The 20,088-nt window shown below is 34.9% G+C and carries 14 protein-coding genes; 12 read left to right on the forward strand and 2 right to left on the reverse strand.

What is annotated here, in order from left to right; translation table 11 throughout:
- Nucleotides 1–3: 3 nt before the first annotated feature.
- The 3 genes from A3EE_RS0108875 (at nucleotide 4) to A3EE_RS0108885 (ending at nucleotide 1,940) form a co-directional block, all read left to right on the forward strand.
- Entirely contained in the window at nucleotides 4–969 is a 966-nt protein-coding gene (locus A3EE_RS0108875; RefSeq protein ID WP_018343095.1) for a 2-hydroxyacid dehydrogenase, read from the forward strand.
- Nucleotides 970–1,066: 97 nt separating this feature from the next.
- Nucleotides 1,067–1,543 (forward strand): transcription elongation factor GreA, encoded by a 477-nt coding sequence (greA, locus tag A3EE_RS0108880; RefSeq protein WP_018343096.1) that lies wholly within the window; start codon nucleotides 1,067–1,069, stop codon nucleotides 1,541–1,543.
- 4 nt (nucleotides 1,544–1,547) lie between these two features.
- Nucleotides 1,548–1,940, forward strand: a complete 393-nt coding sequence (locus A3EE_RS0108885) for an HIT family protein (protein ID WP_026209687.1) — start codon at nucleotides 1,548–1,550, stop codon at nucleotides 1,938–1,940.
- A 28-nt stretch (nucleotides 1,941–1,968) separates the two neighbouring features.
- Here the strand turns inward: A3EE_RS0108885 and A3EE_RS0108890 are convergent, their stop codons facing one another.
- Complete coding sequence (locus A3EE_RS0108890) at nucleotides 1,969–3,144, reverse strand: aspartate aminotransferase family protein (RefSeq protein ID WP_018343098.1); 1,176 nt, start codon at nucleotides 3,142–3,144, stop codon at nucleotides 1,969–1,971.
- A gap of 302 nt (nucleotides 3,145–3,446) precedes the next feature.
- Between A3EE_RS0108890 and A3EE_RS0108895 the strand changes: the two genes are divergently transcribed.
- The 4 genes from A3EE_RS0108895 (at nucleotide 3,447) to A3EE_RS0108910 (ending at nucleotide 10,780) form a co-directional block, all read left to right on the forward strand.
- The gene (locus tag A3EE_RS0108895; RefSeq protein ID WP_018343099.1) at nucleotides 3,447–7,172 is read left to right on the forward strand and encodes a T9SS type B sorting domain-containing protein; all 3,726 of its coding nucleotides are present in this window, start codon (nucleotides 3,447–3,449) and stop codon (nucleotides 7,170–7,172) included.
- Nucleotides 7,172–8,248, forward strand: coding sequence for a PorP/SprF family type IX secretion system membrane protein (locus A3EE_RS0108900; RefSeq protein WP_018343100.1), 1,077 nt, complete (start codon nucleotides 7,172–7,174; stop codon nucleotides 8,246–8,248). The genes A3EE_RS0108895 and A3EE_RS0108900 overlap by 1 nt, the downstream gene beginning before the upstream one ends.
- Before the next feature lie 70 nt (nucleotides 8,249–8,318).
- The gene (locus tag A3EE_RS0108905; protein WP_018343101.1) at nucleotides 8,319–8,837 is read left to right on the forward strand and encodes a DUF922 domain-containing protein; all 519 of its coding nucleotides are present in this window, start codon (nucleotides 8,319–8,321) and stop codon (nucleotides 8,835–8,837) included.
- Entirely contained in the window at nucleotides 8,834–10,780 is a 1,947-nt protein-coding gene (locus tag A3EE_RS0108910; RefSeq protein ID WP_018343102.1) for a sensor histidine kinase, read from the forward strand. Before A3EE_RS0108905 ends, A3EE_RS0108910 begins: the two co-directional genes overlap by 4 nt.
- Here the strand turns inward: A3EE_RS0108910 and A3EE_RS0108915 are convergent, their stop codons facing one another.
- Complete coding sequence (locus tag A3EE_RS0108915; protein ID WP_018343103.1) at nucleotides 10,781–11,167, reverse strand: hypothetical protein; 387 nt, start codon at nucleotides 11,165–11,167, stop codon at nucleotides 10,781–10,783.
- Nucleotides 11,168–11,230: 63 nt separating this feature from the next.
- Here A3EE_RS0108915 and A3EE_RS0108920 point away from each other — a divergent pair, with 63 nt between their 5' ends.
- The 5 genes from A3EE_RS0108920 (at nucleotide 11,231) to thrS (ending at nucleotide 20,036) form a co-directional block, all read left to right on the forward strand.
- Complete coding sequence (locus A3EE_RS0108920) at nucleotides 11,231–13,828, forward strand: DNA gyrase/topoisomerase IV subunit A (protein ID WP_018343104.1); 2,598 nt, start codon at nucleotides 11,231–11,233, stop codon at nucleotides 13,826–13,828.
- Between the two features lie 68 nt (nucleotides 13,829–13,896).
- Nucleotides 13,897–14,301 carry a PH domain-containing protein gene (locus A3EE_RS0108925; protein ID WP_018343105.1) on the forward strand — a complete coding sequence of 135 codons (405 nt, stop codon included), beginning with the start codon at nucleotides 13,897–13,899 and terminating at the stop codon, nucleotides 14,299–14,301.
- Between the two features lie 142 nt (nucleotides 14,302–14,443).
- Nucleotides 14,444–16,966, forward strand: a complete 2,523-nt coding sequence (locus A3EE_RS0108930; protein WP_245553822.1) for a DUF5686 family protein — start codon at nucleotides 14,444–14,446, stop codon at nucleotides 16,964–16,966.
- A 5-nt stretch (nucleotides 16,967–16,971) separates the two neighbouring features.
- Complete coding sequence (locus A3EE_RS0108935; protein WP_018343107.1) at nucleotides 16,972–18,024, forward strand: tetratricopeptide repeat protein; 1,053 nt, start codon at nucleotides 16,972–16,974, stop codon at nucleotides 18,022–18,024.
- A 74-nt stretch (nucleotides 18,025–18,098) separates the two neighbouring features.
- Nucleotides 18,099–20,036: a threonine--tRNA ligase gene (gene thrS / locus A3EE_RS0108940; RefSeq protein WP_018343108.1), complete on the forward strand. Its 1,938-nt coding sequence runs from the start codon at nucleotides 18,099–18,101 to the stop codon at nucleotides 20,034–20,036.
- Nucleotides 20,037–20,088 lie beyond the last annotated feature (52 nt).

The raw sequence follows: 20,088 nt of genomic DNA on the forward strand, positions 1-20,088 counted from the left end.
CGAATGAGATGCTTAATTGTTGATGATATAGATCCTATTCTTTTTGAGTGGCTGAATAAAGCACAGATTCAATTTGACTATAAACCTGACTGGACAAAAGAACAGTGTATTGAAGCTCTTCCAAACTATGAAGGTTTAATTGTTAGGAGTAAATTTAATGTCGATAAAAAAATTATTGACACCTGCTCAATGCTTAAGTTTATTGGCAGAGCAGGAGCTGGCGTAGACAACATCGATAAAGATTATCTTCACGACAAAGGCATTGTTTTATTTCATGCATCAGAAGGAAATAAAGTTGCAGTAGGAGAACACACCCTTGGATTTATTTTATCTCTTTTGAATAACATTGTTCGGGCAAATACGGAAGTTAAGAACGGTATATGGAAAAGAGAAGAAAACCGTGGGCATGAACTTGCTTCTATGACTGTAGGATTGATTGGCTATGGCAATATGGGAAAAGAAACTGCTAAACGTCTGGCTGCTTTTGGTTGCAAAGTAATTGTGTATGATAAATACAGAAGAAACTATTCATGCAAAAATGCTGAACAAGTAAGTTTAGAAATCTTACAGGAAAAAGCAGATATTATTAGTTTACATATCCCCTTGAGTGACTTTTCAAATGGTTGGATCGATACAGATTTTTTTAATGCGGTTGCAAAACCATTTTGGTTAATAAATACATCCAGAGGAAAAATTGTAAAATTGAAGGATTTAAATAAGGCACTTTTATCAGGAAAAGTTAGAGGGGCAGCCTTGGATGTTCTTGAAAATGAAAAGTTATCCACGCTTTCAGATCAACAGCAAGCTGATTTCCAACTATTAGCTCAAAATCCAAATGTAATTCTTACACCACATATTGCAGGTTGGACTTTTGAGTCTTATACCAAAATAAGTAAGGTTTTGGGAGAGAAAATATATCAATGGTCTATAAACTATTTAAATAAGCCTATAAAACTTAATACTCCATAGGGTTGAAGAATCGTAAAAGTATTCTTATCTTTGTTAAAACGGTACGCACAGGTGCACCGTTTTTTTATTTATATAGATATAAGAACGTACATTAATTATGAGTAGTAAAATTTCATATTATACTCAAGAAGGACTAAAAAAATTAACTGATGAGTTGAGCTACCTTAAAACAAAAGGTCGTTCAAGTATTGCTGCACAAATTGCTGAAGCACGTGATAAAGGTGACTTAAGTGAGAATGCAGAATATGATGCAGCTAAAGATGCTCAAGGTTTATTAGAACTTAAAATTTCGAAATTAGAAGAAATTGTATCTAATGCGCGTGTTATAGACGAAAGTACAATCGACATTTCTAAAGCTTCTATTCTGACAAAAGTTAAAATAAAGAATAAAAAAACTGGTCACATAGTAGAATATCTACTTGTTTCAGAAGAGGAAGCAGATTTAAAAGCTGGTAAAATTTCTTTAAAATCACCTATCGGAAAAGCATTATTAGGCAGAGAAATAGGTGATCTGGTATTAGTTGATGTACCAGCTGGTAAAATTGAATTCGAAATCTTAGATATTGGCAGATAAGCTTATGCCTAGCATCTTTACTAAAATAATCAATAAAGAAATTCCTGCACATATTATTGCAGAGAATGATTCTTTCATTGCATTCTTAGATGTATTTCCTTTGGCCTTAGGCCATGTACTTGTTGTTCCTAAAAAAGAAATTGATTACATTTTTTCAATTGAAGATAATCTTCTTGCGGAAATGACAGTCTTTTCTAAAAAAGTAGCTCTAGCCATTGAACAGGCAATTCCCTGCAAGCGCGTAGGTGTTGCTGTTATAGGTTTAGAAGTACCGCATGCACATATTCATTTAATTCCATTACAAACTGTGCAGGATATTAATTTTACTCGGGAAAAATTAAAACCCGCTGCAGAAGAAATGGAAAAAGTTGCGGCCTCTATAAAAAAGTTTTTATAAAAAAGTCTCCCCGATCGGGGGAGACTTTTTATTTACATGATGAAATGATTGAGCAGGCTTCGACTATTTGTTCGTCTGTGATGATTAGTGGCGGAGCAATACGCATGGAGTTGTCACAAAATAAAAACCAATCTGTAAGCACTCCATTTTTTATCGCTTGATCAATTATTTTTTTGAGTACCGGATACGATTCAAATTCTACAGCCATCATTAAACCGGCATTTCGAATTTCTTTAATACCTGGATGTTTCAGATGTTTTAAAAATAGGTTTGCCTTATGCTCAACGCTTTCAATTAAAGCGTCTTCTTTAATAATATCAATACATGCCAACGCAGCCGCACAGCTAACAGGATGTCCTCCAAAAGTAGTGATATGACCCAACACAGGATTATGACTCAGTGTATCCATTATTTTCTTTGACGAGATAAAGGCACCAATAGGCATACCACCTCCCATACCTTTAGCCGTAAGCAAAATATCAGGCTCTATTCCGTATTTTTCAAATGCCCAAAATGAACCTGTGCGACCAAACCCACATTGAATTTCATCCAGAATCAAAAGTGTTCCCGTATATGTACAGCGCTTTCGCAATGCTTTCATATAGTCCGTATCCGCAACCCTTACACCAGCTTCACCTTGAATGGTTTCAATAATAACTGCTGCTGTCTGCTCCGTAATCTGTACGAGGTCTTCAATTCGATTAAAATGAATATGCTTAATGCCTGGCAGCAATGGCCGAAATGATTGCTTAAAAAATTCATTTCCCATAACACTTAACGCGCCATGCGATGAGCCATGATACGCATTCACACAAGAAATTATCTTTCTTCTGTTCGTATATCTTTTTGCAAGTTTCAGCGCTCCTTCAGTTGCCTCACTGCCTGAGTTGACAAGATATACTGCATCTAATTGCTTAGGAAGCGTGCTTGTTAGTTTGACTGCCAGTTCTACCTGAGGTGTCTGAATAAATTCTCCATACACCATCAAATGCATGTACTTTGCTGCCTGATCTTGAACCGCTTGTACAACTTTGGGATGACAATGCCCGACGTTGCTAACACCTATGCCCGAAATCAGATCAAGGTATTTTGTATTATCCGCACCATACATATATACTCCAGAAGCCTGATTAATTTCAATTAATAAAGGAGTATCACTTGTCTGGGCGTTATGATTTAAAAATAATTGACGATTTGTAAGCATAGTTACGCAAGTTACTAATTGCAATTGTGATTGAACTGCTTAATAGCCATCCAGAGCAATTGAGGGCATATAAAGCCTGAAAAATGCATGTTATGTAACAAATAGTATTTAATAATACATATCAATATTCATATTATTGAATTGTATAACATTGAATGCAATAATTATATAAAACACTAATTTACAATACTATAATACCTTTTAATTAATTCATCATTTTACCTAAATTCATATTAAACTCTATAAAATTGTTAATATTATATATTATCTATATATATTACAATGTAATAAAGTTGTAATATATGAAAATAAAAGTACTAACGAGGGTAGTGCATACAATAGTATTACTCTTACTCTTTTCTGTAAATCTTTTTGGCCAAAACCGTAAGCATCTTGCAGAAGATCTTTGGCAGTCGATCGACTTTATTTCCATCAAAAAAAAGATTCAGTATCAAACAGGACTTTCCAATCTGGAGATTGATCTCTATATGAAATTTCTTGATCAGAAATTTCCTGAAGAAAGATCTGATTTTTTCAGGAAAGTAGAATTGGGAGAAGTTACTGAATTGAATTTACCAGATTATACAAATGCCTTAATTGAAAAATACGTAAATACATATTCCTTTTATGTAACAGTAAAAGATGAATTTGAGGAGCAACAAAATCAAAATGTATACAAGCCACTTTCTTATAATGGACCTTGTGAAAATATAGATTTTGAAAACGGAACAACAAGCGGCTGGCAAGGAGCAATTGCTACAGCGTGTGAAAATGTAAGACCATGTACTATTGTAAATGGATTTAGTACAACCCGGCATCAAATCATGACTACGGCAATGGTAGATCCATATATACCTACACTACCAGTTGTTGCGCCAGGAGGAATCTATTCATTGCGATTAGAAAATTATGTAAATGGAGGAAATGCCGCAATGGCGCGACAAACATTCCTTGTAACAGCAACTAATAATATATTCACCTACCAATATGCTGCAGTCTTAGAAGATCCGGGTGATCACCGGGATTTAGAACGACCTTATTTCAAAGTTCGGATGTATGACAAAAATGGAGCGGAAATTAATTGTGCAACATATACAGCACTTGCCAAACCTCCAATACAGAATTTTACTTATACAAGAGTACCTAATCCAAATTTCAATCCCACTAGTCAACCTGGAGGGGCGAATAATCAATTTTTAGATTTGTATTATCGAAACTGGACAACGATAACAATACCATTGCTGGGTTATATTGGCCAAAATGTAACGGTAGAATTTACTGCATCTGATTGCTCGAGAGGCGGTCACTTAGGTTATGCATACATTGATGCGTCATGTTCATACCTAGACACTCAAATCCCACCAACGATATGCGGCACAGAAGATGTTACTTTATACGGTCCAATAAATTTTGCTAAATATCAATGGAGCGGACCGGGAATCGTCGGTTCAGCAACAACACAAAATATCCAGGCAAACAAATCGGGGGTTTATAAATTAACTCTTACACCTGTAGCAGATAATCCTTGTCCTATAACCGTTCAGACATCTATACCAGAAAGATGTTTACCTGTGCCGATCAGTGCGCGAGCCTGTGAAACAGTAAAAGGGAGTAACACAAAAAATGGAGTAGATCTTAATAGTTACAATACCCCAATCACTGCATATAATTCCTTAGCCCGAGTACTGGAATGGCATTCAGCAATACCCGCTACAGCTGCAAATAAAATTACTAATCCCGTAAATGTTAACATAACAAACGGTAGTAGGTATTATGCCATAATAAAATATACAACAGCTGGAAGCGATACAGCAGAGCTCCAATTTACGATTAACAGTTTGCCTGCATTAGTATTTGCAGATATAAATCCCTTATGCAAAAGCTCTGTTAACACTAATATCAGTGGAGTCAGTCCTGCGGGAGGTGTATTTTCAGGTGCACACATAACTTCAGCCGGAGTTTTTTCACCAAACACTACCGGAACATTTTCGATAACCTATAAATATACTTCTGCAGCCGGATGCATTGATTCAATTAAGAAAACTGTTACGGTTAATCCGCCACCAACAATAGATCTGGCAGCAACACAATTGCTTTGTGCAACAGCTACATCGGTTCATTTAACTGCAACTGCTACAAATCAAACCAAGATTGAATGGAGTGGAGGAGCAGGTACATTTTTAAACAATCAAAATAGTACAACGGATTATACACCTACTCTTGCAGAAAAAAATTCAGGAAGCACTACTCTTAAATTAACCATTACCGGAATTTCGCCTTGTCCTGTTATTTCAGATAATATTGTAATTTCTTTTACTCAACCTCCAACAGTCAATGCAGGTATTGATAAAGATATATGTGTACCGATTAATTCAGTTATTCAATTGCAGGGTAATAGCACAAATGCACAGCAAAATAGTTGGTCAGGTGGAGCAGGCCAAATTTCAAATGTAAATTCATTGAACTCTATATATACTCCTTCATTGGCAGATCTTGCCTCAGGAAGCATTATATTAACCTTAACAACATTAGGAAATACTCCATGTACACAAGTACAGGATCAAATGCAAATCAGATTTCATAATTCGCCTAATGCCATTGCAGGTCCTGATCGTACTGTTTGCACAGGTAAAACTGTATCCTTCACTACAACACCAATAACAGGAACCATTTATGGATGGGAAAGTTTGTATGGTACATACATATCATCTACCGGATCCGCTTCAATATTAGCAGATAAAGACAGTACATTTGTCTTAAAATTAACAAATCAGTATGGCTGTACAGATCTGGATACAGTAAAAATTGATGCTTTCACACCACCAACATTTAATTTGGGTGGGCCATTTTGTTTTAGCAACAGTTTACTTTTAAACTCAAACCCAATTCTGTCAGACCCATTAAATGCAACTCCTACTTGGTATAAAAATGGAAATTTACTAGCTAGTGAAAACAATTTTTCGCTATTAGTTTCACAAGAAGATGTTTACACTATAGCATATACACAAGGCGAATGTGAAGTTTCTTCCGCTGTAACTGTATATAAAAATCCAGTATTAGTTACACCGGATCAATTTACAGATTGTGAACAAAACACCATACAACTAGTAACAAGCAATATACCTTTGGCTACGTATTATTGGCGAAAAAATGGAACGTTGGTTTCAGGCAATACCAATTCGACCACAGCACAAATCAACAATACAATAGACAAATATACTATTGAAGTCATTGATCAACACAATTGTAAAGCAAAAGATAGTGTAGAAATATTCGGTATTCCACGACCGGTCTTGCAATTAACAGATGCATCTATATGCGAAGGTTCTTCATTACATATAGATGGAACACCAGTAAATATAAGCGGACTCTCAAATTATACGATCACATATAAATGGTATTTCAATAACTCAGATATAGGCAAAAACGTGAACAGCCTTGATGTTACCAACGGAGGAAACTATGCATTAGTAGCTTCTGTAAATAATTGTACGGATAGTACTGCAATGAATGTATCAGTCAATCCATTACCAATACTGGATCTTCCTGATGTTAAAAAATTCTGTCCGGAATCAGATCACACAGTGCAACTGAATGCCGGTAGTCACACGAGTTATGTATGGGCACCTTCTGGAGAAACAAGTCAAAAGATAAGTGTCACCAGTGGTGGCTTTTATTCTGTAACGGTATATAATAGTTTCGATTGTTTTACAAAAGGAAAAATCGAAGTAAAAGAAATATGCCCTCCAAGACTTTTTGTTGCTGATGCATTCAGTCCCAATGAAGATGGTACAAACGATCTGTTTAATGTATATGGAGCACATATAGGAACTTATAAACTTTTCATATTTAATCGTTGGGGTGAAATAATTTTTGAAAGCACAAACAAAGATCATTTCTGGGATGGAATATATAAAGGCGAAATCATGCCAATTGGTGTATACCCATGGATCATTACATACGAAGGAGATAGTCAGGAATATTTAGGTCCATATAAATTGGAGGGTAGTGTAACACTTGTTAAATAATGAAGTCCTTACCGACACTTTCAAAGATTTCCAACAAATGTATTTCCAATAAGTCTACTTGCAGAAAAATTGGTCTGTCACTTTTCTATATTCTATGTTTTAACTTTATTGGCTTTGCTCAGGATATTCAATTTTCTCAATTCTATGCAAATGTATTATATCTGAATCCAGCGTTCGCAGGAAGTTCCCATCAAACCAGACTAATCGGCCATCAACGTTTACAGTGGCCGAGATTAGATGCCAAATATATTACTTCCAGTTTTTCAATCGATCATTTTTTTGCAAAAGCCAATAGCGGCATAGGTCTTATGATCTTACGCGATGTACAAGGAAGTAATATTATCAGTTCGACCGAAATAAGTTTACAATATTCATATGAATTAGTATTAAGCTCAAAACTGGCGTTCAGAGCAGGCGCACAAGGTACCTACGCCTCCAGGTATATTAATTACAATTATCTAAAATTTCCCGATCAATATAACGTTAATGGTTTCACCGGTCAATCTACAAAAGAACCTTTTGGATATAATCAGGCAAGTTATTTTGATGTATCCGTTGGAGGAATATTGTATTCAGAACATTTTTGGGCAGGCTTATCCGCATATCACATCAATACACCGAATCAATCATTTTACGGTGACGTAAGCAACTTACCTATGAAAGTAATGTTTGTGGGTGGATACAAATTTAATCTTTCAAAAAATGATAGTCGATCAGCAACTGATAAAAAAGAGATCACACTGACGCCTACATTAAACTATAAGTCTCAAGGAAAATCAGATCAATTGGATCTGGGAATTTATGGAATCTATGAACGAATCATGTTAGGCTTGTGGTATAGAGGGATACCTGTTAAACATTACCACAAAGGATTGCAAAACAACGAATCGATCGTTTGGTTGATTGGTTGGAAATACAAAGGCTTACAGTTGGGGTATAGTTACGACTTTACAATTTCAAAATTAAATTTAGGTAGAACAGGTGGGAGTCACGAAATAAACATCACCTATATTTTTAACAAACCTGCCAAAAAGAAGAGGGTCTTAAAAAAGATTCCTTGTCCCGATTTTAAATAATAAACAAATAAAATAAAAGAAATTCTCCTTTTAGCTTATTACCTTTGATAGAATAGCAATTAAAGGTATCATGGTTAGAATTGTATTAATATTATCCTGTTTATTATTTTCATCGGCTTTCGTGTCAACAGATGGCACACAATTTTCATGGTCAAGCAGCCGAAAACTAACATGGGCTGATTTTAAAGGCAAACCTGATAAACTTAACCCCGCAGCCGCTCTTACTTATTCGGATATTAAAATAGGCGCTTCCTATATTGATGGAAAAGTAGCTGTTCAAGTACAAAACTTCTTTGATACAAAATTATCCTGGTCAAAAAATAAAACCTCGGTGCCATTGCTTGCTCATGAACAAGTACATTTCGATATTACAGAAATCTACACAAGAAAGATTCGTTTAAAATTAAATGTCATTGCTTCTGAAGAAACAATTCGAAACGGGACATTAAATAAAGAGTCTTCGATTTTATTAAAGGAATGGAAATCGTTTCAAAAAAAATACGATGACGAGACAAATCACGGAATACTAGCAGCTAAGCAGAAAGAATGGCAAGAGCAGGTTGCTGCATTATTAAAAACAATTCAATGAAATTAAAACTATCCGATATATTCTATACCATTAAACGATTCAATGAAGGATCATTGTTAACGCTTTTTTTTCTTTTATTTTTACTTACATTCAATTTTAATAGTGCGTATGGCAAAGCACCTCTGGTACTTACCAATAATAAAAAGATTTTAAAAATAGACAGTAGTGTGGCATACGGATGGGATCCCTCTAGTGGGCAAACACATTCATTAAAAACAAAATACTTTACAAACACGGATCCAAAACAAAGTTACTGGTATACATTTAAACTTTCCAATCCCAATAATGAAAGTAAAACATGGTATATGGTTTCTTACAATTTTACAATCAATGAAATTGATTTGTATGAAAATGATCCAGCCAATTCAATTGCAGCAATTCATAGAGATACCATTAATCTTAGTAACCGGCTAATTAATCATAAGCAGCCAATTTTTATTATTAAACTTAAACCCAATGAAACGAAACAGTTTTACTTGCGGCTAAAAAATGAGTCGGCTTTTTATTATGAGTTTGCTGTATATACTCCCGAAAATTTTGCAACATCATTCTTTAATGAATATTTAGCCTTTGGGTTATTCTATGGCTTCATGGCTTTCGTATTGATTTACAATATTTTTTATTATTCGATCTTAAAAGAAAAGGTAATTCTGTTTTATTGTTTATTTATTATAGCACAGATCATGCATATGCTGTATCGCGATGGAACAGGGCTATTCCTGACTCCGGACTTAACAGCACATTCGGAAATATTGAAAAATATCGGACGTTGTGCGGTTAGCATTTTCATGTTACTGTATACCTACAATTATTTTAAAACATCAAATAATCGGATTGTATATACGATCATTAAAGTTATTATTATAGTACGTCTTGTCTATGCAATAGTCATGATTCAGGATAATACACTCAACACATTTCATTTTGAATTATTTACGTTGGTATTTTGCACTGCGTTTTCAATTTATTCGTATAAGAAAAATAACAATCCGGATACGATCTATATGGTTATTGGTTTAAGTCTGTTGACGTTCAGTTATATTATTTATTATCTCTCTGTAGTGGCTATAAGTAGTCTTAGTGGCTTTGGTTTTTTCATTTTATATTATGGAATTGCAGCAGAAAGTATTTTTATGACCTTAGCCCTGGCTGAACGTTTCAAAAGAATCAAACTCGAAAATATTTCGACACTCCAAATGAATGCTGAGCTGGAGCAGATCATTAAAAAAAGAACCTCTCAAATAGAAGAAAAGAATAAATTATTGGAAGTTAAATCTGAAGAACTAAATCTATTTTTATATAGTGCTTCTCACGATTTAAAAGGTCCGTTAAAAACGATTGAAGGCTTATGTAATCTTGGGATAGCAGATGATGAATCAGATCAGAAAAAATTATTTGAATTGATCCGAAAGAAATTATATAATCTTGAATCAAATATTTCAGATTTAAATTCTGTAACTAAAATTCAAAATGAAGATACACCGTTTGTTCTTATTGATTTTACTGAGCTTCACAAACAAATCTCTGAACGTTACTTAGGAGACAATGAAATTCAAAAAGATCAGATATATTTTCAAAATAAACTTTCTGAGCCATTTATTTCAGACGCTTTTTCAATTAAAACCATCTATCAGAATGTCTTTGAAAATGCTTTAAAATATAAGGATGTTTCTCGAAAGTTACTTCTTGAGATCAAGATTGAAGATTATACAGACTATATTAAAATTTCATTTAAAGATAATGGACTTGGTATTCCCGAATCCATTCTTCCCAAAATATTTAATATGTTTTATAGAGGAAATTATGAATCAAAAGATGATACAGGCCTTGGATTGTATATAGTTAAAAAGGCAATCTTAAAAATAGGCGGGACAATTGATGTATCCAGTCAGGAAGGCATTGGTACTGTATTTGAAATAGTCCTGCCTAGAATTTCTATGTAGTTAAAGTTGAATTTCTTCTAAATATACTAGCCGTGAAGTACCTAAGGCTTCAAATTCAATAGTAAGGCAATTTGTTTTACCAGTTTTATTATCACATTGACTTCCGGAAGTCAGGTAATAATAAAATATTTTTTTTCCTCTATTACTGTACGAAACCCTGTTCGCCTTACCAAGCGTCTGAAAGAAGAAAGCGTCTCTTTTTCCAAGCAATTCCTCTTTTCTTTTATTCAAAACTGGTATCAAAGAGGATCGGTATGTTTCACAACCTTTATAATCCTTTTTCCATCTATCGGTTTCAATCCAGTTGATTTTATTGCTGTTACATGCAGAAAAGGCTAAAATGCTGAATAAAGCAAAGAGAATGTAAAAGTTCTTAGTTTTCCACATGAGATAGATTCGAAAGGTATATTTCAGTAAATTTAGTACTCGATTTAAGGTTTTTCCAAAGAAATGGCAAAAGATATTGATAATAATTCATCAGGAGAACAATCAGACAACGAACATATTCATGACGTTGTGCATGTTAACGGTTTATATGAAAACTGGTTTTTAGAATATGCTTCTTATGTTATTCTTGAAAGAGCTGTACCTCATATTAATGATGGACTAAAACCCGTACAGCGTCGAATCCTTCACGCAATGAAGGTAATGGACGATGGTAGGTTTAATAAGATTGCCAATGTGATAGGCTCTACGATGCAGTATCACCCACATGGAGACGCTTCTATCGGTGATGCAATTGTTAATATCGGACAGAAAGATTTATTGATCGAACCACAAGGAAACTGGGGCGATATAAGAACAGGTGATAGCGCCGCCGCGCCTAGATATATTGAAGGACGTTTATCAAAGTTTGCATTAGATGTTGTCTTCAATGAAGATACTACTGAATGGCAGGCATCGTATGATGGTCGCAAAAAAGAACCCATCACATTACCTGTTAAATTTCCTCTTTTACTTGCTCAAGGAGTCGAAGGTATTGCTGTTGGTTTATCTACAAAAGTATTGCCTCATAATTTTTGCGAACTGATTGAAGCATCCATAGCAGTACTTAAAAATAAAAAGTTTGAGATATTCCCTGATTTTGCAACAGGCGGATTTGTTGATGTAAGCAATTATAACGAAGGTCAGAAGGGTAGTAGAGTACGTGTTAGAGCACGAATAGAAGATCTGGATAAGAAGACTCTTGTCATCAAAGAAATTCCCTTTGGCACAACAACAACTTCTTTAATTGAATCTATCGTTAAAGCAAACGATACAGGTAAAATTAAAATTAAAAAGGTAATTGATAATACTGCAAAAGACGTAGAGATTCAGATACAGTTATTGCCTGGAACAGATCCGGGTATTACTATTGATGCCTTGTATGCATTTACTGAATGTGAAAGTTCTATCTCTCCAAATGCTTGCGTAATTGTTGATGACAAACCTCACTTTTTAAGTGTTCATGAAATCTTACGTATTTGTACAAGACAAACAGTTGATCTGTTAAAACAAGAGCTTGAAATAAGAAGAAGTGAGTTAAAAGAAAAAATACTTTTTTCATCCCTTGAAAAAATATTTATTGAAAATAGAATCTATCGCAAAATTGAAGAATGCGAAACATGGGAAGATGTACTTCTTACTATTGACAAGGGATTAAAGCCATACAAAAAAGAGTTTTACAGAGAAATTACTACAGACGATATTGTTCGTTTAACAGAAATTAAAATCAAACGTATCTCTAAATTTGACTCCTTCAAAGCAGATGAATTGATGCGTGGATATGCAAATGAATTGAAACAAGTTGAGCACAACTTAGCGAACATTATTGATTTCTCTATTGCTTATTATACAGATTTACTAAAAAGATATGGTAAAGGCAGAGAGCGTAAAACAGAGATCAAAACATTTGATGTGATCAATGCAACAGTTGTTGCAGCAAACAATCAAAAATTATATATCAACAGAGCTGAAGGATTTATTGGTTTCGGTTTGAAAAAAGATGAATATGTTTGCGACTGTTCTGATATAGATGATGTGATAGTATTTAGAAAAGACGGTATCTGTGTTGTCAAAAAAATCGGAGATAAGGTATTCGTAGGTAAAGACATTCTACATGCAGGCATTTTCAGAAAAGGGGATGAACGTATGGTCTACAATCTTATTTCTTTAGATGGTGCAAGCGGCAACAGTATGGTGAAACGTTTCAACGTACTTGGAGTGACGCGTGAAAAAGAATATCCATTGGTTAAAGCTAATAAAGCATCCAAGGTTCTTTATTTTTCTGCCAATCCGAATGGGGAAGCAGAGACGGTAACAGTTACGTTATCTCCTACAAGTAAAGCTAAAATTAAGGTTTTCGACTTTGACTTCAGTGAAATTGAAATCAAGGGTAGAGATACTCAAGGCAATATTCTAACCAAGCATCCGGTTAAAAAAGTAGCCTTCAAATCTGCAGGTGAATCTACTTTATCCGGAACTGAAATTTATTATGACGATACCGTTGGCAGAATTAATACCGACAAAAAAGGAGTATTAATTGGTTCGTTTTCGGCGGATGAAAAAATATTGGCAATTTATAAAGACGGTAATTATGAAGTAACAGGCTTCGAATTAACAAACAGATACGACGCGGATCAATTACTGTCCATTGAAAAATATAATGCAGACGTGACCATATCTGCACTTTATATGGATGCTCCTTCAAAAACATATTACATTAAACGATTCAAATTGGAGACAACCACTTTGGGCAAACGTTTCAGTTTTATTCCTGAAGGAAAAGGAAATCATGTTTTATATGTTTCAACCGACAATAAGCCTAAAATAAAAATTGATTTTGCTAAAGGTAAATATGTTACCAATCCAACCCTGATCGTTTCAGTGGATGAATTTGCTGAAATAAAAGGATGGAAAACGGTTGGTACCAAACTTGGCACAAATAAAATCAATTCTATATCCCGATTAGAGGCTAAAAACCCAGTTTCTCCTCCAAATAGTACAACTAAACCTAAAAAGGATGATGGTTATGCTGCAGGCTCAACAATAGAATTAAATTTTAATTAAAAGTCTTCTTAATACATAACCTTTCGAAAAGGTAACCGTATAAAATATATGTAACCGACGAGCAAGGTATGAAGAAGATAGAAGATAAAATCACCACGCGATTAAATCAATTAGGCTACGTTCCGCAAACGGCAGCAATTGCATTTGACATCTTTCTTAAAAGCCTGAAACCCGAAGAAACAATCTTATATTTCTTAGAGGGTTCAATACGTAATACGCTGGGCTTCATTGTAACCACAGATCAGCGTGTATATTACGTTGGGATTAATAAGTTCGGTTCACCATTTAGCGAAAGCATACTATATAATGAAATTACAGGTATAAGTGTACGAGAGTCATTGTTACCTTCCACTGAAATCACCGTACATACCACTTCTGTATTTAAGGACATTAAAGTAAAAGGCTGTGATTCACATAGTGCAGCTGAATATAAAGAACTCATCGATTTATTGACAAATAAGCCGAAAGATTAAGACGCATAGATACTACTTTAATGCTTACTTTTTTCTAATTTTATAGAGCTCTATAAAATTACATTTCATTCAACATTAAGTTACGTTGGCGTATTCTTTTTTAAATTCAAGAAAAAATCACTTATTAGTGCTGATTAAGCATGTGGTGATTTTTTTTAGTTTAAACAGAATTAAAATAGTACTAACAACATTTTTCTTCGCTTCTTTCATTTCTTTTTCATTTTCTCAAACCATTACAATCAAAGGGTATATCCTTGATTCTACCACTACAGATACAATACCATTTGTCACCGTATATGTTCAAGGAACCGGTTATGGGACTACATCCGATGATGCTGGTTTTTATGAATTAGAAGTACCAACTTCTACAGATTCCATATGGGTTACCACTATGGGTTATGTAACCAAAGTTATTGCTTTACCAAAAAAGAAGACTGTACTGCAATTAAACATATCCATATCCGAAGATCTATCCATTCCTGAAATTGTTATTGTTCCCCGTGAGAATCCGGCATATCGCATATTAAGAGAAGTGGTAAAACATAAAAACGATAACGACAAAAGAAAGCTCAGCGGCTACGAATACGAAACCTATAATAGAACATCCATTTTTGTAAATAATATAAATCAGGAATTAAGAGAAAAGAAAATCATGCAGCAGGTAGCGGGCGTACTTGATAGCATGAAATCTTTAAAAGATTCAGATGGCAAACCGATGATACCGGTTTTAATGTCTGAAACCGTTTCATCTTATTATTACAGAACCAATCCCAATGCTTCAAAGGAAGTTATAAAAGCTGTAAAGGTTGAAGGTATTGGCATGGACGATGGTAGTCTGTTATCTCAGGTACTTGGCTCCACATTTCAGGAATATAATTTTTATGAAAATTATATGCATATTCTTGATAAAGATTTTATATCACCCATATCCGATAGCTGGCACATCTTTTACGATTATAAACTGGTTGACAGTTTGTATATGGATAGTCTTTGGTGTTATAAAATCAATTTCACTCCAAAGCAACCAAAAGATTTAGCATTTTATGGCACCATGTGGATCACAGATTCAACATTTGCATTAAAGCAAATTGAAGGAGAGATCCACAAAGAAGCGAATCTGAATTTTATTGATAAAATTCAGATCAAGCAAAATTTAATTCCGTTTGAAGGAGGAGCATGGCTGCCTGAAACAACCCATATTTACCTTGACCTTGAAGATATAGGCAAACTACCAAGTATGGTTGCTACATTTTATTCCAATATTCAGGATCCTGTTGTAAATAAACCAAAGGAAAAGACATTCTTTGATCAACGGATAGAAGTATTGGAAGATGCACAAGAAAAATCTCCGGAATTCTGGAGTAAAGTGTATGAAGATACAACACGGAAGACAGATCCTGAAGTCTACAAAATGATTGACACCATCCGGAATTTACCAATCATAAAAAGCTATGTTGAAGTGTTAGACATTGCAATAAACGGATATAAAAATTTAGGAAAAATTGAGGTCGGTTCATACTTATCCTTCTATTCATACAACAACATTGAAGGCCATAAATTTCAACTGGGCATTCGGACAAATACAGATTTCAGTAAAAAAGTAATACTCAAAGGATTTGTTGGATATGGCACCAGAGATGATCGTTTAAAATATGGAGGATCAGCAACATTCATCTTATCAAGAAAGCCATGGACTCAAGCAGGTGCCTATTACAAATACGATATCGATCAAATAGGAGCACCTTCAGAAAAACTTGCAAACAATAATTTATTCCTGGCCTTTACAAGATGGGGAACACTCAGAGGACCTTATTATTCAAGACAGGTAGGAGTCTTCTTTGAAAGAGACCTCACCAAAAACATTATGCCAAAAGTAATTTTCAGGCATATGTGGTTTGATCCGATCTATAACTTTGCTGCATATGAATCAGAACCCACAGCATCTTATACACCAGGTTTGGTAGAACAATTTCAAACAACGGAATTGATATTGCTTCTTAAATTATCTTATGATGAACTCTTTTTACAAAACGGCAACGAGCGTATCAGCCTTGGCGGGAAGAAGTGGCCAATAGCGCATATTCAATATACTGCTGGATTGAAAGGAGTTTTAGGAGGAGATTACAATTATCATAAACTTCAGTTGACCCTGAATCAATCAATTCGTTTTGGAATAGTTGGACGAACCAATTATGAATTTACAATTGGAAAAATATACAAACCTGTTCCATATCCATTGATAGAAAATCACATCGGTAATCAAACCCTTTTTTATACTACAGCGGCCTTTAACTTGATGAACTTCTTTGAATATTCAAGTGATCAATATGCTTCGATCCGCCTAAAACATGATCTGGATGGATTAATAAGCAACCGGATTCCGGTGATGAAACAATTGAAGTGGAGATTTTTCTTAACAACCAATGTATTGTTTGGCAGTATGTCTGAGCAAAATAAAAATTTGCTTGCACCGATTAATTCTGCAGGAGAACCGACTGTTAAAATTTCTTCATTAGACCCAACCAGACCTTATGTTGAAGTTGGCTATGGCATTGATAATATCTTTAAGTGCGCCCGGATCGATTTTATTCATAGGGTGACCTATAGAGATGTTCCGGATATTAGTAAATTTGGTATAAAGATATCTTTCCGTTTTATCATTTAATAAAGATGAAAATATTCAACCTTGTTAGCATTTGTGCATTCGTCTTATTCATTTTATCGTGTTCGAATAAAAAAGAAAATACGAATAAAATGCCTCCGATCAACGAATTAAATTATTCTTCTGAATTGCAGTTGAGTGCTTTAAATGAAGCTATTGAGGCCGATCCGGATAATCACTATTTATACTATAAAAGAGCAGATTATTTTTATGGCATAAACAATTTCAGAATTGCACAAAACGATATCGTTAAAGCCATACGTCTGGATGAGAATATTTCAGGCTATTGGTTATTAAGTGCACAGATCAATAATGAATTAGAAAATACAGATCAATCTCTTTCTGAAGCTCAAAAGGCATTGGAACTGGGAAATACAGAGCCTTTATTGTATGCGTTATTAGCGAATTGTTTATTAGAAAAAAACGACACCATCACAGCCAATCAATATATTTCTAAATTAAATGCCATAGCACCACAAATGGCAGATTTGAATTATATAGAAGCAAAAAAATTCATCGTTCGTAAGGATACTGCTCAGGCCTTTTTAAAATACAAAGCTTGTATTCAAAAAAATCCTCAATACATAGAAGCCTACATTGCTTTAATGTCATTGTATTACAACAAACACATGTATGATTCGATCATGCCCTTGCTTATTAAGGCAAAGCGGATGCGCCCATGTACACCTGAATTGTTTTTATATGAAGGTAAATTTTTTGAATCCATAAATAAAAATAATGTAGCCTTTGCTGCATATAAAGAAGGGTTGTTATGTGATCCCCAGGCGATGGTTTTATACAAACCACTGAGCGATTATTATCAAAAAACAAACAATTATAAAGAAGCCATGAACTACCTCAGCAAATGGATAGAGAAACACCCAACGGATGCAAAAAGTATCATTAAAATGGGGGATTATGCGCTCAAATTGAATGATAACAGAGGTGCAATAACTTATTATAAAAACTCGCTGGCAATTGACACCACAAATGCCTATTTGAAAAAGGAAATTGATCGTATTGAAAAATATATACAGATAGTTACCGATACCAGCAGGTAATTTTTACAGGATGTACTTCTTGTATAGAATTTTATTTTGAAAATCTTCTTAAATTCGCAGGTTACAATATTATTATGATAAAGATTACTTTACCCGACGGTTCAATCCGCGAATATGAGAATGGAATCACTGCTATGGGCGTTGCCCTTAGTATCAGTGAAGGCTTAGCCCGCAATGTATTAGCAGCCAAAGTAAATGGCGAAGTTTGGGATGCTTCACGCACAATAACAACAGATTCAACCGTTCAATTATTGACGTGGAATGATACGGAAGGTAAATCAACATTTTGGCATTCATCTGCTCACTTATTAGCTGAAGCATTAGAAGACTTATATCCGGGTACCAAGTTCGGTATTGGCCCAGCTATTGAAACAGGCTTTTATTATGATGTAGACTTTGGTGATCGTGCTTTTTCTCAGGATGATTTTGAACAGATTGAAAAGAAAATAATCGACCTGGCAAAGCAAAAAAATGTCTATGTCAGAAAAGAAATTTCGAAGAAAGATGCGATCAGTTATTTTACTGATAAGCAGGACCCATATAAACTTGATCTGTTAGAAGGACTTGCAGACGGTTCTATTACCTTCTACAAACAAGGTTCATTTACAGATTTGTGCAGAGGTCCACATATTCCGGATACTGGATTTATCAAGGCTGTAAAGCTTATGAGTGTGGCCGGTGCGTATTGGAGAGGTGATGAAAAAAGCAAGCAGTTAACACGTATCTATGCCGTAACTTTTCCAAAACAACAAGAGTTGAAAGACTACTTGACTGTTTTAGAAGAAGCTAAAAAGCGTGATCACAGAAAACTTGGTAAAGAATTAGAATTGTTTGCATTCTCTGAAAAAGTAGGGATGGGTTTGCCATTGTGGTTACCTAAAGGCGCATTGCTTAGAGAACGCCTTGAGAATTTCTTAAAGAAAGCGCAAGTACGTGCAGGCTACCAGCCGGTGGTGACACCACACATTGGTAACAAGCAATTGTATGTAACTTCAGGACACTTTGATAAGTACGGTAAAGATTCGTTCCAACCGATTTATACACCGCATGAAGGAGAACAGTTCTTACTTAAACCAATGAACTGCCCGCATCACTGCGAGATATATAAAGTTAAACCACGTTCTTATAAAGATCTTCCGATTCGTTTTGCAGAGTTCGGAACCGTTTACCGTTACGAACAAAGCGGCGAACTGCACGGTTTAACAAGGGTTAGAGGCTTTACTCAGGATGATGCACACATTTTCTGTAGACCGGATCAGGTAAAAGAAGAATTCTTAAAAGTAATTGATCTTGTATTGTATGTATTTAAAGTATTAGGCTTTAATGATTATACAGCACAGATCTCATTACGCGATCCTGAGAATAAAGAAAAATACATCGGCGAAGATGAACAATGGCAAAAGGCTGAACAGGCCATCATTGAAGCATCCGCTGAAAAAGGTCTGAGTACGGTTACTGAATTGGGTGAGGCTGCATTCTACGGTCCGAAACTTGATTTCATGGTTAAGGATGCGTTGGGCAGAAAATGGCAACTTGGAACGATCCAGGTTGATTATCAATTACCAAACCGTTTTGAGCTGGAATATACAGGCTCTGATAATCAGAAACACCGTCCGGTTATGCTACACCGTGCACCATTCGGTTCATTAGAGCGCTTCATTGCGGTACTGATTGAGCACGTTGCCGGAAACTTCCCCTTATGGTTGTCTCCGGATCAGATCGCAATCTTGCCGATCTCAGATAAATTTAATGATTATGCACAGGATGTCTATGACAGGCTTTTAGTGAAAGATATCCGTGGTTTTGTTGATAACCGGGATGAAAAAATAGGCAAGAAAATCCGAGATACGGAAGTTAAAAAAGTGCCTTTTATGCTTGTAATAGGTGAAAAAGAGGTTTCTGAAGGCAAAATTGCCATAAGAAAACATGGTGGCGAGGATTTGGGAAGTATGTTGGTGGAAGATTTCATTCAGTACTTTGAATCAGAAATTGCAAAACAATTGGCAGTATAAATAAAAAAAAACGAATACAGATTTTAGTATACGGTAAAAAAGTGCGATATTC

This window comes from Cytophaga aurantiaca DSM 3654 (genome assembly GCF_000379725.1).
Classification (GTDB): domain Bacteria; phylum Bacteroidota; class Bacteroidia; order Cytophagales; family Cytophagaceae; genus Cytophaga; species Cytophaga aurantiaca.